The organism is Deltaproteobacteria bacterium (genome assembly GCA_029210625.1).
Taxonomy (GTDB): Bacteria; Myxococcota; Myxococcia; order SLRQ01; family SLRQ01; genus JARGFU01.
In genome coordinates this window covers 85,017-98,907 of sequence record JARGFU010000013.1, presented here as the reverse complement: position 1 = coordinate 98,907, position 13,891 = coordinate 85,017, and the positions used below count along the sequence as shown (strand labels likewise).

Below are 13,891 nucleotides of genomic sequence, written 5' to 3'. Positions count from 1 at the left end.
CTGGATCAAAAACCTTTGTTCAGGGTTTGTCAAATGGTTCGACAATCCCTATACTCCCCTCATGCTCGAGACGACACAGACGACGGGACCCGGGGTGGCGCTCCGCAGCCAGCCCCACGCGGTGGTCATCGGGAGCGGGTTCGGCGGCCTGGCGGCCGCGGTGCGGCTCGGCGCGCGGGGCTACCGCGTGACGGTCCTGGAGCGCCTCGACGCCCCCGGCGGGCGGGCCTACGTCCACCGCCAGGACGGCTTCACCTTCGACGCCGGTCCGACGGTGGTGACGGCGCCCCAGCTCCTCGAGGAGCTCTGGGAGCTGGCGGGCGAGCGCTTCGAGGATCACATCGATCTGCGCCCGGTCACCCCTTACTACCGGATCCGCTTCGACGACGGCCTGATCTTCGACTACTCGGGAGACGCCGAGGAGATGCGGCGGCAGATCGGGGAGCTGAACCCCGCCGACGTGCAGGGCTACGAGCGCTTCCTCGAGATGAGCCGCAAGATCTTCGAGGTCGGCTTCGAGGAGCTGGCCCACGTCGAGTTCGGGGACTGGACCTCGATGGCGAAGATCGTCCCCAAGATGATGCGCCTGAAGAGCTACCGCACCGTCTACAGCCTGGTCGCGCAGTACGTGAAGGACGAGCGGCTGCGGCAGGTGCTCTCCTTCCACACCCTCCTGGTGGGCGGGAACCCCTTCAACACGACCTCGATCTACGCCCTGATCGCCTTCCTGGAGCGCAAGTGGGGGGTCAGCTTCCCCATCGGCGGCACCGGTGCCCTGGTCGAGGGCCTGGTCGAGCTCATCGAGCGCCTCGGCGGCGAGGTGCGCTGCAACTCGGAGGTGGGCAGCATCGACGTGGTCGAGGGCAAGACCACCGGCGTCACCCTGGCCAGCGGCGAGTCCATCGCGGCGGACATCGTGGTCTCCAACGCCGACTCGGCCTGGACCTACCGCAACCTCGTCGCCCCCGAGCACCGCAAGCGCTGGACGGATCGCAAGATCGAGAAGGCCCGCTACAGCATGAGCCTCTTCGTCTGGTACTTCGGCACCAAGCGCAAGTACGAGGACGTCGCCCACCACACCATCCTCCTGGGGCCCCGCTACCGCGGCCTCCTCGACGACATCTTCGAGAACAAGGTGCTGGCCGACGACTTCAGCCTCTACCTGCACCGGCCCACCGCCACCGATCCCTCGCTGGCCCCCGAGGGCCACGACGCCTTCTACGTGCTCTCGCCGGTGCCCCACCTCGACAGCGGCGTGGACTGGATGGAGCAGGCCGAGCCCTACCGCCAGGCGGTGGAGGCCTACCTGGAGAAGGCGATGCTGCCCGGCCTGAAGGACGCGGTGGTCAGCTCCCGCCTCCTCACCCCCCTGGGCTTCCAGGAGCGGCTGGCCTCCTACAAGGGCGCGGCCTTCGGCCTCGAGCCGGTGCTCACCCAGAGCGCCTACTTCCGGCCCCACAACAAGAGCGAGGAGGTCGAGGGGCTCTACCTCGTCGGCGCCGGCACCCACCCCGGCGCGGGCCTGCCCGGCGTGCTCTCCTCGGCGCGGGTCCTGGACTCGGTGGTGCCCGATCCCGATGACCTCTGAGTCGACCGCCCTGGCGCTGCGCCTCTCGCCCGCGGACCTCCAGGTCTGCCGGCAGACCCTCGCGGCGGGCTCGAAGACCTTCCACGCGGCCTCCCGGGCGCTGCCCGCCCGCCTGCAGGATCCCGTCACGGCCCTCTACACCTTCTGCCGGATCGCCGACGATCTGGTGGACGACGGCCCCTCCCCCGCCGAGGGCGTCCGCATCCTCGAGGGGATGCTCGACCGCGCCTACGCCGGCGCGCCCGGTGACAGCCCGACCGAGCGGGCGCTGGCCTGGGTGGTCGGCGAGCACCGCCTCCCCCGCCCCGCCCTCGACGCCCTCATCGAGGGCTTCGTCTGGGACGCGGAGGGACGGCGCTACGAGACCCTCGACGAGGTGCGCGCCTACGGGGTGCGGGTCGCGGGGACCGTGGGCGTGATGATGACCCTGCTGATGGGGCGCCGCGCGCCGGAGGTCCTCGCCCGCGCCTGCGACCTGGGCGTGGCCATGCAGCTGACCAACATCGCCCGCGACGTGGGCGAGGACGCCCGCCGGGGCCGGATCTACCTGCCGGAGGCCTGGCTGCGCGCCGAGGGCGTCGACCCCGACGCCCTGCGGGCCGAGCCGCGCTTCTCTCCCGGCGTGGGCAAGGTGGTCGAGGCCCTCCTCGAGGAGGCCGAGCGCCTCTACCGTAGCGCCGACCAGGGCATCCCCCACCTGCCCCGCGACGGCCGGGTCGCCATCCGGGCGGCCCGCCTGATCTACTCGGACATCGGACGGGAGATCCGCCGGCGGGGCTTCGACAGCGTCTCGGGCCGGGCGGTGGTCTCGCGCCCCCGCAAGGCCTGGCTGCTCCTGCGCTCCCTCCCCGCCTACCTCTCGCGCGCCCGCCCCCTCCAGGGGGCGCCCCTCGAGGTGGCCCGGCCCCTCCTCCAGGCCTGCACCCCGTGATCCCGGCCCGCAAGCGCCGCCTCTTCCGGGCCTGGTTCGGCCGACAGATCGAGGGTCGCCTGCGCCGGACCTTCGGCGCCCTGGAGATCCACGGCCTGCCCCGGCTGGAGGCCGCCCTGGCCGAGGGGCCGGTGGTGGTGGTCTCCAACCACAGCGCCTGGTGGGACGCGCTGGTGATCCTGCAGCTGGTCGATCGGATCCTGCACGCCGACGGCCACGCCCTGATGGACGCGAAGAACCTGCGGGAGCGGCCCTTCTTCGCGAAGGTGGGGGCCTTCGGGGTCGATCTCGACGACCCCCGGGACGGCGCCCGGGCCATCCGCTACGCCGCCGGTCTGCTGGACGGCCCCGGCCGGCTGGTCTGGGTCTTCCCCCAGGGGCGCGAGCGCCCCGAGTCGGCGCGCCCCCTGGGCTTCCAGCCCGGCGCCGCGGCGATCGCCCGGCTGGCGAAGGGATGCCAGGTCGTGCCGGTGGGCCTGCGCTACGTCTTCGGCGAGGCCGAGCACCCGGAGATCCAGCTGGCGGTGGGCGAGCCCCTCGCGCCCGAGCGGGAGGTCGACGCCGGCCGGCGAAGGCAGGAGGAAGAGGTCGAGGCCCTCCTCGGGGCCCTCGAGCGCTACCTGGACGGGGGCCCGGCCCCGGCGCCGGAGACCCGGCGCACCCTGGAGCGGCGGCCCGACCGCCTGGGCGCCCTCGCCGAGCGGATGCTCGCCTGGATGACGCCGCTCTAGGAGCGCTCCTGGAGGATGCCGCCGGCGGCGACGCGCAGCCGCCGCCCCGCCCAGGTCACCTCCGGCCCCTGCAGGGCCCGGAGGAAGGCCGCCCAGAGCACCAGCTCCGCCAGGCCGACGGCCTCGAGCAGCGGCCGCGGCCCGATCGAGAGGCCGGCTCGCCGGCGGGCGACCGCCGCCACCGAGAGGCGGGTGAGCAGGGTGAGGGCCGCGATCAGCGCCGCCGGCAGGGGCAGCGCCAGGGAGAGCGCGGCCGCGCCGAGGAGCAGGGGCGTCGTGGCGCCGAAGAGCAGGGGGTAGGCCAGGAGCCGCGCCGGGCGCTGGGAGCGGATCACCGTCGCCCAGCGGGCGTGGCGGGCGATCACCTCCGGGAGGCTGCGATCGCGGGCGAGGCTGCGGGCGCCCTGGGGCAGGGCGCGGATCGTCCAGCCCGCCTCGTCGAGGCGGCGGGCGAGCTCCATGTCCTCGCCGAGGTACTGCACGAGCGCCGCGAAGCCGCCGGCGGCCTCGAGGGCCTCGGCGCGCACGGCGAAGAGCTTGCCCACCAGGCCGCGCTGGTCGATGCCGCAGAGGAGGGGGAAGGCATGGAGGGAGCCGGAGAGGACCGCCGCCGAGGCCCGATCCCCGAGGGTGGCCTCGCTGTCCTCGGCCACCGGCGACCAGACCGCGCCCACCCCGGGGCGGCCGAGCTCGGCGAGCAGCGCGTCGAGGTCCACCCGATCGAGGTCGACGTCGGCGTCCGCGACGACCATCGCGTCGCCCCGGCCGTGATCGCTCTCGGCGATCGCCAGCTGGGCCACCTTCCGGTTGGGCCCGGGGATCCTCCCGACGAGCAGGTCGCTGCTGCGGCCCTCCTCGCGGAAGCGGTGCACCGTCGCCTCGGCGATCCGGGTGGCCGGATCCTGGGCGCTGGCGGTGGTCAACACCCAGCGCACGTCGCGCCCCTCGAGGGTGCCGCTTCGCAGCCCCTCGGCGAGCCAGCCGGCCGCGCCCGTGGCGGGCCGGACGATCCGCACCCGCGCGGGCGGGATCGAGTGCGCCCTGCCCGGCCGCGCCAGGCGGACCGAGCGCCAGAGGGCGGTGCCGGCGGCGCCGGCCACCATCATCGCCCAGAACCAGAGCAGGAAGCCGAGGATGCTCATGGGATCCTCTTCATGCGGTAGGGCAGCAGGGCCTGCACCCAGCGGCTGGCGAAGCGATCGAGATCGACCACCTCGTAGACGCCGCGGGTGCGCTCCCCCCGCAGCTCCAGCTCGACCAGGGAGCGGGCGTAGAAGGGGGTGTCCTCGTAGGCCTTCAGGAGGCGGGGCGGGCGGCCGTGGCCGCTGCGCAGCGGGCGCGGCATCAGCCAGCGGGTCGGGCGCAGCCGGCCGGGGACCGCGGCCGAGATCGGCTCGCGGCTGCCGTCCCTCCCGAGGAAGAGGCCCAGGGGACGCTCCTCTCCGGCCGGATCGATGGCGTCGTAGAGCACCGCCGCGCCCTCCGAGAGGGGAGCCCGCATCCACCACCAGCGCCGCAGCCCGTCCTCGATGGGCTCCGAGCCCATGTTGGCGTCGTGGTAGGCCGCGCCGGAGAAGGAGAGCCCGGGCGACTCGAGCGCCACCTCGGCCCGGGAGAAGGGGGCCAGCGGCCACCAGAGGTGGCGGCCGGTGCCGGCCAGATCCTCTGGCTCCGAGAAGCGGGCCCCGGGGTCGAGGACGATCCGCCCCTTCAGGCGTCCGCCCAGCGGCGCCTGGGTCTCGTCGACCTCCAGCACCAGGCGGCCCTCCTCCCAGTAGAGCTGGCTCTGGTGGATCCGCAGGTGCTCCGGGCTCTGCTCGAGGTGGCGGGCGCCGACCTCGGTGTAGGCCCAGCGGTGCCGGTAGGGGCCATAGAGGCAGAGGTTCACCGCGGCGTGGGCGCGGGGATCGGCCTGCCCCCCGGGCGCGGCGCGGCGCGCCGCCGCGTACCAGGGCGAGAAGACGTTGCCGACGAAGAGGATGGCCGTCAGGGCGTGGCGTCCGTCGTCCGAGACGATGTCGAGGTACCACCAGAGGTAGCCACCCGGATCGGGGGCGAGGTCGAAGGCCGGTCCCGGGTGGCGGCCTCCGCGGCGCGCAGCCCCGAGAGCGCCGCCATCGGCACCCCCGCCCCCGGGTGAGCGCTCCCCCCGCAGAGGTAGAGCCCCGGCAGCCGCGTCCGCGCCGCCGGCCGGCGCATCCCCGCCATCATCCCGTGCGGCGCCGCCCCGTAGAGGGCTCCCCGGCTGCCCGGGAAGAGGCGCGCGAAGTCCGCCGGCCCCACCCTCTGGTGTTCCAGGCCCTGCCGCGGCACCCGGAGTCCACAACTCTCCATCAGCTCGAAGGCTGCTCTCTCGCATCGTTCCAGCTCCTCCTCCCCGGGGGAGGGGTTCTCGCCCGCGCCGAGCGCGGGGGCGTTGATGATCATCAGGAAGCGCTCCGCGGCGCCCGCCGCCCGGGGCGGCTGCCCCGGCGCCCGGTCCTGAGCACACAGATAGGTGGTGGGGAGCGCCGGCAGGCGGCCCGCGCGCAGCGCCTCGAACTCGGCGGCGTAGTCCCCGGAGAAGAAGACGTTGTGGAAGTCGAGGGGGAAGCCCTCGAGGCGGCCCACGCCCACCAGGGTGAGGGCCGAGTAGGAGCGCTCCCTCGGAGCGGGTACGACCTCCTGCACCGCCGCCCCGAGGTGGCCGGCCGCCAGCGCGCCCGCGTCGGCGTTGAGCACGATCAGGGAGGCGTCCAGCCGCTCGCCGCTCGCGAGCAGCACCCCGGTGGCCTCGCCGCCCTCGACGAGGACCTCGACCACCTCGGCGCCGGTGCGCACCTCCACCCCCAGCTCGCCGGCGAGCCCGGCCAGCGCCCGGGCCAGCGCCGAGATGCCACCTCGAGGCACCCACACCCCGTCCTGCTCGACGTGGGCGATGAGGTTGAAGGTGGCCGGGGTCTGGTAGGGAGAGCCGCCGCTGTAGGTGGCGTAGCGGCCGAAGAGCTGACGCAGGCGCGGATCCTGGAAGTGGGTCTCCAGGGCGGCGGCCATCGTCCGCATCGCGTCGATCCGCGCCAGGAAGGGCAGCCCCATCAAGCCCAGCTGGAAGAAGTTGCCGAGGATCGAGGGGCGCTGCGAGCGCAGGAAGATCTCGTCCACCGCCTGGTAGATGGTGCGGGCCCGCTCCATGAAGCGGCGGTAGCCCTCGGCCTCCTTCGCCCCGGCGAAGTCGGCGATGGCCGCCGCGCTCTCCTCGAGCTCGTGGTGGAGGTCCAGGCGGCTGCCGTCGGCCCAGGCGTGGCGGGCCAGGACGCCGGCGGGGTTCAGGACGATCCGCTCCCGGAGGCTGGCGCCCACCGAGGCGAAGAGCTCCTCGAAGACCCAGGCCATGGTGAGGACGGTGGGCCCGGCGTCGATCGCGCGGCCGCCCACCTCGAGGCGGCGGGCCTTGCCGCCGACCACCGCTGCCCGCTCGAGGAGCTGCACGGCGTGCCCCTCCCTCGCCAGGGCGATGGCGGCGGTGAGGCCGCCGATGCCTCCCCCGACGACCAGGGCCGGGAGCCGTCTCGAGCTTCGCGTCATGAGGACATTGTATAGTCTTTGTTTATAGCTTGACAAACATTAAACGAAGCATAGACAATCACCCCATGGACAAGACCCTCCGGATCGAGACCGCCCTGAAGCGCGCCGTCAGCAAGGCCATCCAGCATCCCTGTCCCCCGCGGCTCGCCCAGGCCATCCAGTACGCGATGTTCCCGGGAGGCAAGCGCCTGCGGCCCCGCCTCGCCCTGCTGGCCGCCGAGGCCAGCGGGGACGACGATCCGGAGCTGGCGGACGCCGTCGCCGCGGCCGTGGAGCTGCTGCACTGCGCCTCGCTGGTCCAGGACGACCTCCCGGCCTTCGACGACGCCCCCCTGCGCCGCGGCCGCGCCACGGTGCACCGGGCCTTCGACGAGCCCCTGGCCATCCTGGTCGCGGATGCCCTGATCGTGCAGGCCTTCGAGGTGGTCGCCGCGGCCTCGGCCCGCCACCCCCGCCGCCTGCCGGGGATCGTCCGCCTGCTGGCCGGCTGCGTCGGCGCGCCCAACGGCATCACCAGCGGTCAGGCCTGGGAGTCCGAGCCGCAGGCCGACCTGGGCACCTACCACCGCCTGAAGACCGGGGCCCTCTTCGAGGCCGCCCTGGTGGGCGGCGCCCTCGCGGCCGGCGGGCGCCGGCGGGACTGGGAGGGCATCGGGGTGCTGCTCGGCGAGGCCTACCAGGTCGCCGACGACCTGCAGGATCTGCTCGGCAGCACCGCCGGCAGCGGCAAGCTCGGCGGGCGCGACGCCGCCCTCGGGCGGCCCAACGCGGTCGCCCGCCTCGGCGTGGACAGCGCGGTCACCCGGCTCACCGGCCTGGTGCGGGACGCCGCCAACGCCGTCCCCCACACGCCCGGCGGGGACGACCTGCGGGCCTGGATCCTGGACACCCTGAGCACGGCCACCCGCGTGGAGGAGAGCGCATGAAGATGGATCGCCGACACCCCCGGGGCCGCATCCCCGGCTTCTACCGCCTCGACCGGGAGGCGCGCCTGGCCGCCCTCGCCGACGCCGGCTGGCTGAGCGAGGACGAGCTCGAGACCCTCTCGGGCGCCTCCTGCGCCGGTGGCTTCGATCACGGCGTCGCCGAGGCGATGAGCGAGAACGTGATCGGCATCCACGGGCTGCCGCTCGGCGTCTGCCTGAACCTCGTCGTCGACGGCGAGGAGCGGGTGGCCCCGATGGTCGTCGAGGAGCCCAGCGTGGTGGCCGCGGCCTCCGGCGCGGCCCTGCGGGTTCGCGCCGGCGGCGGCTTCCAGGTGGAGACCACCGCCGCGCTGATGGCGAGCCAGATCCACGTCACCGAGCTCGACGATCCCGAGGCCGCCGCCGGACGGATCCGCGCCGCCGAGGCCGAGCTGGTCGCCACCGCGAACACGCTGATCCCCCGGATGGTCGCCCGGGGAGGCGGGGCCCGCGCCGTCGAGGCCCGCGTGCTGCCGCCCCACGAGCTGGAGCGGCGCGGCTCCCTGGTGGTCCACGTGATGGTCGACTGCCTGGACGCCATGGGCGCGAACCTGCTCAACACGATCGCCGAGGGGATCGCGCCCGCGATCGCCGAGCTCACCGGCGGGCGGATCGGCCTGCGGATCCTCTCCAACTACGCCGACCAGCGCCGGGTGCGGGTCACCTGCCGGATCCCCCCCGAGGCCCTGACCGACGCCCGCTGGACCGACGGAGCGGAGGTCGCCGCCCGGATCGCCGAGGCCTCCCGCTTCGCCGAGGTGGATCCCTACCGCGCCGTCACCCACAACAAGGGCTTCATGAACGGGCTCGACGCCGTGCTCCTCGCCACCGGTCAGGACTGGCGCCAGGCCGAGGCCGCCGCGCACGCCTGGGCCGCCCGCTCGGGCACCTACCGCCCCCTCTCCACCTGGCGGGTGCTCTCCGACGGCACCCTGGTGGGGGAGGCGCACCTGCCCCTGGCCGTGGGCGTCGTTGGCGGCGCCGCCCGGGCGCACCCCGGGGTCCGCGCCGCCCTCCGCCTGGCCGACGTGGGATCGGCCGCCGACCTCGCCGGGCTGGCCGCCGCGGTGGGGCTGGCGAGCAACCTCGCCGCCCTGCGGGCGCTGGCCACCGACGGCATCCAGCGGGGCCACATGGCCCTCCACTCCCGCTCGGTGGCCCTCGAGGCCCGGGCCCCCGCCGAGCTCCTCGAGATCGTCGCCCGCCGGCTCTCCGCCGAGGGCCGCTACACGCCGGAGCGCGCCCGCGAGCTCATCGCCGAGCTCGGCGCCTCCCCCGCGCCCTGAAAGGGGCCTCAGGGCGTCAGCACCTCGTGGCCCATCGGCGGCACGCTGATCGTCAGCTGACCGTTCGTGGCCACCACCTCGCCGCCGCCGATCCGCGCCTGGAAGGTCAGGCGGGGGATGCCGGCGAGCGCGCCGTCGAGGGTCACGGTCTCGGTGCGGGTCGTGGCACCGCGGTTGAGGGCCACGATCGCCACGCTCGAGCCGCCGGCGTCGCGCACCTGCACCCAGAAGTCGCCGTCGATCCAGAGGGTGCGGCGCTCGCCGAGGCGCAGGGCCGGCGTCTCGCGGCGCAGCTGCCCGAGCTGCTGCACGGAGCCGAGGAGCTGCCCGCCGCGGGGCCCGGGGTCGGTGGGCATCATCCGGCGGTTGTCCGGATCCCCGGCGCCGGGCAGGCCGATCTCGTCGCCGTAGTAGATCAGCGGCAGCCCCGGGCCGGTCAGCAGCCAGGCGAAGGCCAGCCGGGCGCGCTCGTAGGGGAGGTCCGCGTCCGGCGCCTGGGGAGGCGCGCTCCAGCCCTGCTCCTTGGAGCCGTTGCCGTAGAGGTCGGCGATGTCTCCGGCGGCGTGGGAGAGGAAGCGGGGGATGTCGTGGTTGCCCAGGAAGGGGGACATCACCGCGCCCTCGGGCCAGGTCGCCTCGCCGGCGGCCATCGCGGCCTCGAGGTCGAGGAAGCTGCCCTCACCCCGGGCGAAGACCCGCACCGCGGTCCAGTAGAGGGGGAAATCGAACTGCCCGTCGAGCTGCCCACCACCCACGTACTCGGCCACCGGGCCGTGCTGCCCCTCGCCGACGAAGGTCTCGCCCACCAGGAAGACCGGCGCGCTCCCGGCCGCCTCCCGGGCCGCCAGGGCCGCCCGCAGGTTCGAGGTCGCGCTCTTCTCGAAGTGCTTCACCGCGTCGACCCGGAAGCCGTCCAGGTCCGCGGCGTCCAGCCACCAGAGGGCGTCGGCCACCATCGCGTCGGAGACGGCGTCCACCCGCCAGTCGAGGTCCGGCAGGTAGTCGGTGAACCAGCAGACCTTCGGGAAGGTGTTCCAGTCGCAGCCCGGCCCGCCGCAGACGCAGGAGCCGTCGCCGTTGAGCCACCCGCCCTGCGCGGCGTAGGCGTGCTCGGCGTGGACGTGGTTGAAGACCAGATCCGCGAGCACCCGGATGCCGCGGGCGTGGGCCGCCTCGACCAGGGCCTGCAGCTCGGCCAGGGTGCCGAAGCGCGCCTGCGTCTCCCGCGCCGCCGAGGGCCAGTAGCCGTGGTAGCCGGTGTGCTGGTGCCCGTCGGTGCCCCAGAAGCCGCCCGCGGGGTTCGCCTGCAGGGGCGAGAGCCACAGCGCGGTGACGCCGAGGTCGTCGAAGTAGCCCTCCTCCAGGGCGGCCTGGATGCCCGCCCAGTCCCCGCCGCGGTAGTCGGAGATGGCCTCGACCCCCGCCGGCGCGTCGTTGGCCGGATCGCCGTTGCGGAAGCGATCGGTCATCGGGAAGTAGAGGGTCGCCCCCTCCCAGGTGAAGGGGCGGGCCTCGGCCCAGGCCGAGAGCAGGCGGGCCGGGGCCGCCCGTCCGGCCAGGTCGCCGGCCTCCACCGAGAGGCGGTGCTTGCCCGCCGGCAGGTTCTGGACGTCGATCTCGAAGAGCCCGGCCGCCTCGTCCAGGACCGAGGCGGGGAGGGCCGCTCCGTCGAGGCGGGCCACGGCGGTCGCGGGATCGAGGGCGTCCCCCTGGATGCCGGGGGTGAAGCGGATCGTGGCGCGCAGGTGACCGCCGCCCGGCCCGGCCTCGATGCCGAAGCGCTCGACCTCGAGGGTGGGCTCCGAGCAGTCGGTGGTACGGCGGAGGGAGCGCAGATCGCCGGTCTGCCAGGTGCGCTCGAGGTGGAGGGGATCGAGGGTGGGCCGGCCGTCGACCAGGAAGTGGTAGGCCCAGTCGCCCGCCGAGAGCTCCTTCTCCAGCACCCAGGCCGTGGCGCCGGAGGCCGGGTCGGGCGCCAGGCGATCGGCCGTCTCCGACCAGCCGTTGAGGGTCCCCGCGAGGTTCACCTGCTGGTGGGGCCGGCCGTCGTCGAAGCGGAAGAGGGTGAGACAGGCCGCCGGATCCCCCCCGTCCGGGGTGCCGCCGTCCGGTTCGTCGACCGGCGCCGGGCAGGCCACCCCGAGGGGCAGCGCGGCGAGGAGGAGCAGGGAGAGAGACCGGAGTGAATGCTGGAGCGGGCGAAGGCGTCTCACGCCGCACACCTTACTATGCGGCGACGGGGGACATGGAGGGGCCGCGGGGCCTTCCCCTACCCCTCCAGGTTCGCTACTTGAGGCCTGAAAATCACTCCCCATTGCGACCTCCCAAAGGAGGAGACCCCCATGAAGTCGATGTTCCGCCTGCTCCCCATCTTCCTGCTCGCTCTCTCCCTCACGGCCTGCGGTGGCAAGGACGACGACGACGCCGTCTGCGGCAACGGCACCTGCGAGGCCGGCGAGGACGCCAGCTCCTGCTCGGCCGACTGCGCCGAGAGCTGCGGCAACGGCACCTGCGACGCGGGTGAGACCTCGGCCACCTGCTCGGCGGACTGCCCGGTCTGCAACAACAACGGCACCTGCAACGCCGGCGAGAACTCGGACAACTGCCCGAACGACTGCCCGGTCACCTGCAACAACAACGGCACCTGCGACGCCGGTGAGACCTCCACCAGCTGCGCCGCCGACTGCCCGGTCGTCTGCAACAACAACGGCACCTGTGACGCGGGCGAGACCCCGGCGAACTGCGCCGCCGACTGCAACACCACCTGCGGCAACGGCGTCTGCGACGCCGGCGAGACCAACACCAACTGCGCCGCCGACTGCCCCATCACCTGCGGCAACGGCACCTGCGATCCGGGCGAGACCATCACCGGCTGCCCCGCCGACTGCACCGACGTCTGCGCCCTGGTGGCCACCGGCCAGAACATCGGCGCGGAGTGCGGCAACCAGACCCAGGGCTTCTGCGGCGCCGACAACGCCGGCGTCTGCGCCTCCTTCGACCAGGCCACCCCGGCCACCTGCTTCCAGACCTGCGTGCCCAACGCCTGCGAGACCACCTGCACCGGCGATCAGCGCTGCCTGGGCGTGCTCGACTCGAACGGCAACGCCATCGAGCTGCAGCCCGGCTACAACCTCGGCGTCTGCGACACCCCGGCCACCGGTGACCAGGGCGCCTTCGCCGAGTGCGGCGGCACCGCGGGCAACTGCCAGGCCGGCCTGGACTGCCTGAGCTTCGGTTCCGGCCAGCCCGGCATCTGCATGCCCGGCTGCACGCCCGCCACCGAGGCCACCGACTGCCCCACGGTCGAGAGCATGACCTCGCAGTGCGTGATCACGACCGCCACCGGGGCGGATCCGACCTACTGCGCCATCGTCTGCCCGCTGGCGACCCCGACCTGCCCGACCGGCCTGACCTGCACGAACGTCGGCGATCCCAACAACGGGATCTGCATGTAGCGGGGGGAGCGTCCGCTCCCCCCGAGCCCCCCAGCTCGGGCCAGGGGCACGAAGCTCCGCGACCCTGCGCCGGCTACGCGCCGCCTCCGGGTCGCTCCGAAGCAAGAAACGACGGCCCGCCACGCGAGAGCGTGACGGGCCGTCTTGCTTGGGGGGAGGTCCCCTCTCGCCCGGGGGAGGGCGAGAGGAGGGGGGGAGAGTCGTTGCTAGCCCGCGTGGACCGGGATCTCCCGCGGGCGGAAGGCCTCGGCCTTGGGCAGGTGGATGGTGACCACGCCGTCCTTCGCCCGGGCCTTCACCGACTCGGGGTCGATGCCGTCGGGCACCACGAAGGTGCGGCGGTAGTCCACCGGGACGTACTCGGTGGCCAGGGTCTTGCGGTCCTCGGTGTCGTGCCAGCGGCCCTCGAGGGTCAGCTCACCGTCCTCCAGCCGCACCTTCAGGTTGCCGGCCGGCACGCCGGGCAGATCCGCCACCAGGAGGATCTCCTCGTCGTTCTCGAACACGTCCACCAGGGGGCGGACGGTCGGGCGGGTGGGCTCCCTCGTCACCGGGGAGCGGGACAGGCTCTCGTCCTCGCGCTTCTCGAGCTCGGTCAGAGTCATGACTTGCCTCACTTTCTTCTCGTGTTCTCGTTTGCCTTCGGTGGCCGCGGCCCTCAGGCGCTCTCCACCGTGATCTGCTTGGGCTTGGCCTCCTCGGCGCGCGGCAGCGTCACCGTCAGCAGGCCGTCCCGGACCTTGGCGTCGACCTTGTCCGGATCCACCGGCCCCGGCAGGGCGATGCTGCGGCTGAACCTCACCGAGCCGCGCTCCCTCCGCTGCAGGCCGTAGCCCTCGGGCAGGGTGAGCTGGCGCTCGCCGGTCACCGTCAGGACGTTCCGGTTGAGGGTCAGGGAGATGTCCTTCTCCCCCAGGCCGGGCACGACGGCCTCGAGGCGGAACTGCTCGCCATCGTCCTCCAGGCGGACCCGGGGCCAGGCGCCCGAGATCGGGGCCGTCCCGAGATCCGGGCCGGAGAAGTCGCGGCCCTCGAAGAAGTCGGCCATCCGCCGGCGCATCTCGTCGAAGTCACCGAGGGCGCGGCCCACGTCGCTCCACATCTGATCGTTCCATCGCACCAACATGTCGGTACCTCCTTGGTCTCCTCGGTCCCCGGCCGCAGGCCGGGCACACGTCTCCTGTTGCGGGCCGGACGGCCCGGTTCCTCGAGGCCCGGGGGGCGCCCGGGCACACGTCTCCTGGTTGCGGGCAAGGGCCCGCGGCTACTTCCGCTTCAGCCGATTCGATGCCCCGATCTCACGGGGTTTCCGGTTTCGGTCGCTGCGTTCGATCGAAGGGTAAGAGTGCCCTGGGGGGTGTCAAGGGTTCG

General features: G+C 73.8%; 12 protein-coding genes. 6 read left to right on the top strand and 6 right to left on the bottom strand.

Going from position 1 to position 13,891, the window contains the following annotated elements; all coding sequences use genetic code 11:
- The first annotated feature begins 61 nt into the window (after positions 1 to 61).
- From P1V51_13845 to P1V51_13835, 3 genes are read left to right on the top strand one after another with little or no spacing between them, the layout of a single operon-like run.
- On the top strand, positions 62 to 1,588 hold the full coding sequence (locus P1V51_13845; GenBank protein ID MDF1564127.1) for a phytoene desaturase: 1,527 nt from the start codon (positions 62 to 64) through the stop codon (positions 1,586 to 1,588).
- Complete coding sequence (locus tag P1V51_13840; protein ID MDF1564126.1) at positions 1,578 to 2,519, top strand: phytoene/squalene synthase family protein; 942 nt, start codon at positions 1,578 to 1,580, stop codon at positions 2,517 to 2,519. The genes P1V51_13845 and P1V51_13840 overlap by 11 nt, the downstream gene beginning before the upstream one ends.
- Positions 2,516 to 3,250, top strand: a complete 735-nt coding sequence (locus P1V51_13835) for a lysophospholipid acyltransferase family protein (protein MDF1564125.1) — start codon at positions 2,516 to 2,518, stop codon at positions 3,248 to 3,250. The genes P1V51_13840 and P1V51_13835 overlap by 4 nt, the downstream gene beginning before the upstream one ends.
- Here the strand turns inward: P1V51_13835 and P1V51_13830 are convergent.
- The 3 genes from P1V51_13830 to crtI form a co-directional block, all read right to left on the bottom strand.
- Complete coding sequence (locus P1V51_13830; GenBank protein ID MDF1564124.1) at positions 3,247 to 4,392, bottom strand: glycosyltransferase; 1,146 nt, start codon at positions 4,390 to 4,392, stop codon at positions 3,247 to 3,249. The genes P1V51_13835 and P1V51_13830 overlap by 4 nt on opposite strands.
- A complete protein-coding gene (locus P1V51_13825) occupies positions 4,389 to 5,138 on the bottom strand; it encodes a carotenoid 1,2-hydratase (protein MDF1564123.1) in 750 nt (249 codons plus the stop codon). The genes P1V51_13830 and P1V51_13825 overlap by 4 nt, the downstream gene beginning before the upstream one ends.
- A 98-nt stretch (positions 5,139 to 5,236) precedes the next feature.
- Positions 5,237 to 6,814, bottom strand: coding sequence for a phytoene desaturase family protein (gene crtI / locus P1V51_13820; protein MDF1564122.1), 1,578 nt, complete (start codon positions 6,812 to 6,814; stop codon positions 5,237 to 5,239).
- Positions 6,815 to 6,879: 65 nt separating this feature from the next.
- Between crtI and P1V51_13815 the strand changes: the two genes are divergently transcribed.
- Positions 6,880 to 7,740: a polyprenyl synthetase family protein gene (locus tag P1V51_13815; protein ID MDF1564121.1), complete on the top strand. Its 861-nt coding sequence runs from the start codon at positions 6,880 to 6,882 to the stop codon at positions 7,738 to 7,740.
- Positions 7,737 to 9,065 (top strand): hydroxymethylglutaryl-CoA reductase, degradative, encoded by a 1,329-nt coding sequence (locus tag P1V51_13810; protein MDF1564120.1) that lies wholly within the window; start codon positions 7,737 to 7,739, stop codon positions 9,063 to 9,065. The genes P1V51_13815 and P1V51_13810 overlap by 4 nt, the downstream gene beginning before the upstream one ends.
- A gap of 8 nt (positions 9,066 to 9,073) precedes the next feature.
- Here P1V51_13810 and P1V51_13805 read toward each other — a convergent pair whose 3' ends face one another.
- Positions 9,074 to 11,278: an alpha-amylase family glycosyl hydrolase gene (locus tag P1V51_13805; protein ID MDF1564119.1), complete on the bottom strand. Its 2,205-nt coding sequence runs from the start codon at positions 11,276 to 11,278 to the stop codon at positions 9,074 to 9,076.
- Positions 11,279 to 11,407: 129 nt separating this feature from the next.
- Between P1V51_13805 and P1V51_13800 the strand changes: the two genes are divergently transcribed.
- On the top strand, positions 11,408 to 12,520 hold the full coding sequence (locus P1V51_13800) for a hypothetical protein (protein ID MDF1564118.1): 1,113 nt from the start codon (positions 11,408 to 11,410) through the stop codon (positions 12,518 to 12,520).
- A gap of 206 nt (positions 12,521 to 12,726) precedes the next feature.
- On the opposite strand, the gene P1V51_13795 is transcribed toward P1V51_13800, so the two are convergent.
- Together P1V51_13795 and P1V51_13790 are read right to left on the bottom strand one after the other, a co-directional pair.
- Positions 12,727 to 13,125 carry an Hsp20/alpha crystallin family protein gene (locus P1V51_13795; protein MDF1564117.1) on the bottom strand — a complete coding sequence of 133 codons (399 nt, stop codon included), beginning with the start codon at positions 13,123 to 13,125 and terminating at the stop codon, positions 12,727 to 12,729.
- A gap of 53 nt (positions 13,126 to 13,178) precedes the next feature.
- Positions 13,179 to 13,646 carry an Hsp20/alpha crystallin family protein gene (locus tag P1V51_13790; GenBank protein ID MDF1564116.1) on the bottom strand — a complete coding sequence of 156 codons (468 nt, stop codon included), beginning with the start codon at positions 13,644 to 13,646 and terminating at the stop codon, positions 13,179 to 13,181.
- Between the last annotated feature and the right edge of the window lie 245 nt (positions 13,647 to 13,891).

Excerpts from the sequence above, each read along its gene's own strand:
- P1V51_13800 (MDF1564118.1), top strand. The coding sequence starts at position 11,408 with ATGAAGTCGATGTTCCGCCTGCTCCCCATCTTCCTGCTCGCTCTCTCC.
- P1V51_13845 (MDF1564127.1), top strand. The coding sequence starts at position 62 with ATGCTCGAGACGACACAGACGACGGGACCCGGGGTGGCGCTCCGCAGC.
- P1V51_13795 (MDF1564117.1), bottom strand. The coding sequence starts at position 13,125 with ATGACTCTGACCGAGCTCGAGAAGCGCGAGGACGAGAGCCTGTCCCGC.
- P1V51_13810 (MDF1564120.1), top strand. The coding sequence starts at position 7,737 with ATGAAGATGGATCGCCGACACCCCCGGGGCCGCATCCCCGGCTTCTAC.
- P1V51_13830 (MDF1564124.1), bottom strand. The coding sequence starts at position 4,392 with ATGAGCATCCTCGGCTTCCTGCTCTGGTTCTGGGCGATGATGGTGGCC.
- P1V51_13840 (MDF1564126.1), top strand. The coding sequence starts at position 1,578 with ATGACCTCTGAGTCGACCGCCCTGGCGCTGCGCCTCTCGCCCGCGGAC.
- P1V51_13815 (MDF1564121.1), top strand. The coding sequence starts at position 6,880 with ATGGACAAGACCCTCCGGATCGAGACCGCCCTGAAGCGCGCCGTCAGC.
- crtI (MDF1564122.1), bottom strand. The coding sequence starts at position 6,814 with ATGACGCGAAGCTCGAGACGGCTCCCGGCCCTGGTCGTCGGGGGAGGC.
- P1V51_13790 (MDF1564116.1), bottom strand. The coding sequence starts at position 13,646 with ATGTTGGTGCGATGGAACGATCAGATGTGGAGCGACGTGGGCCGCGCC.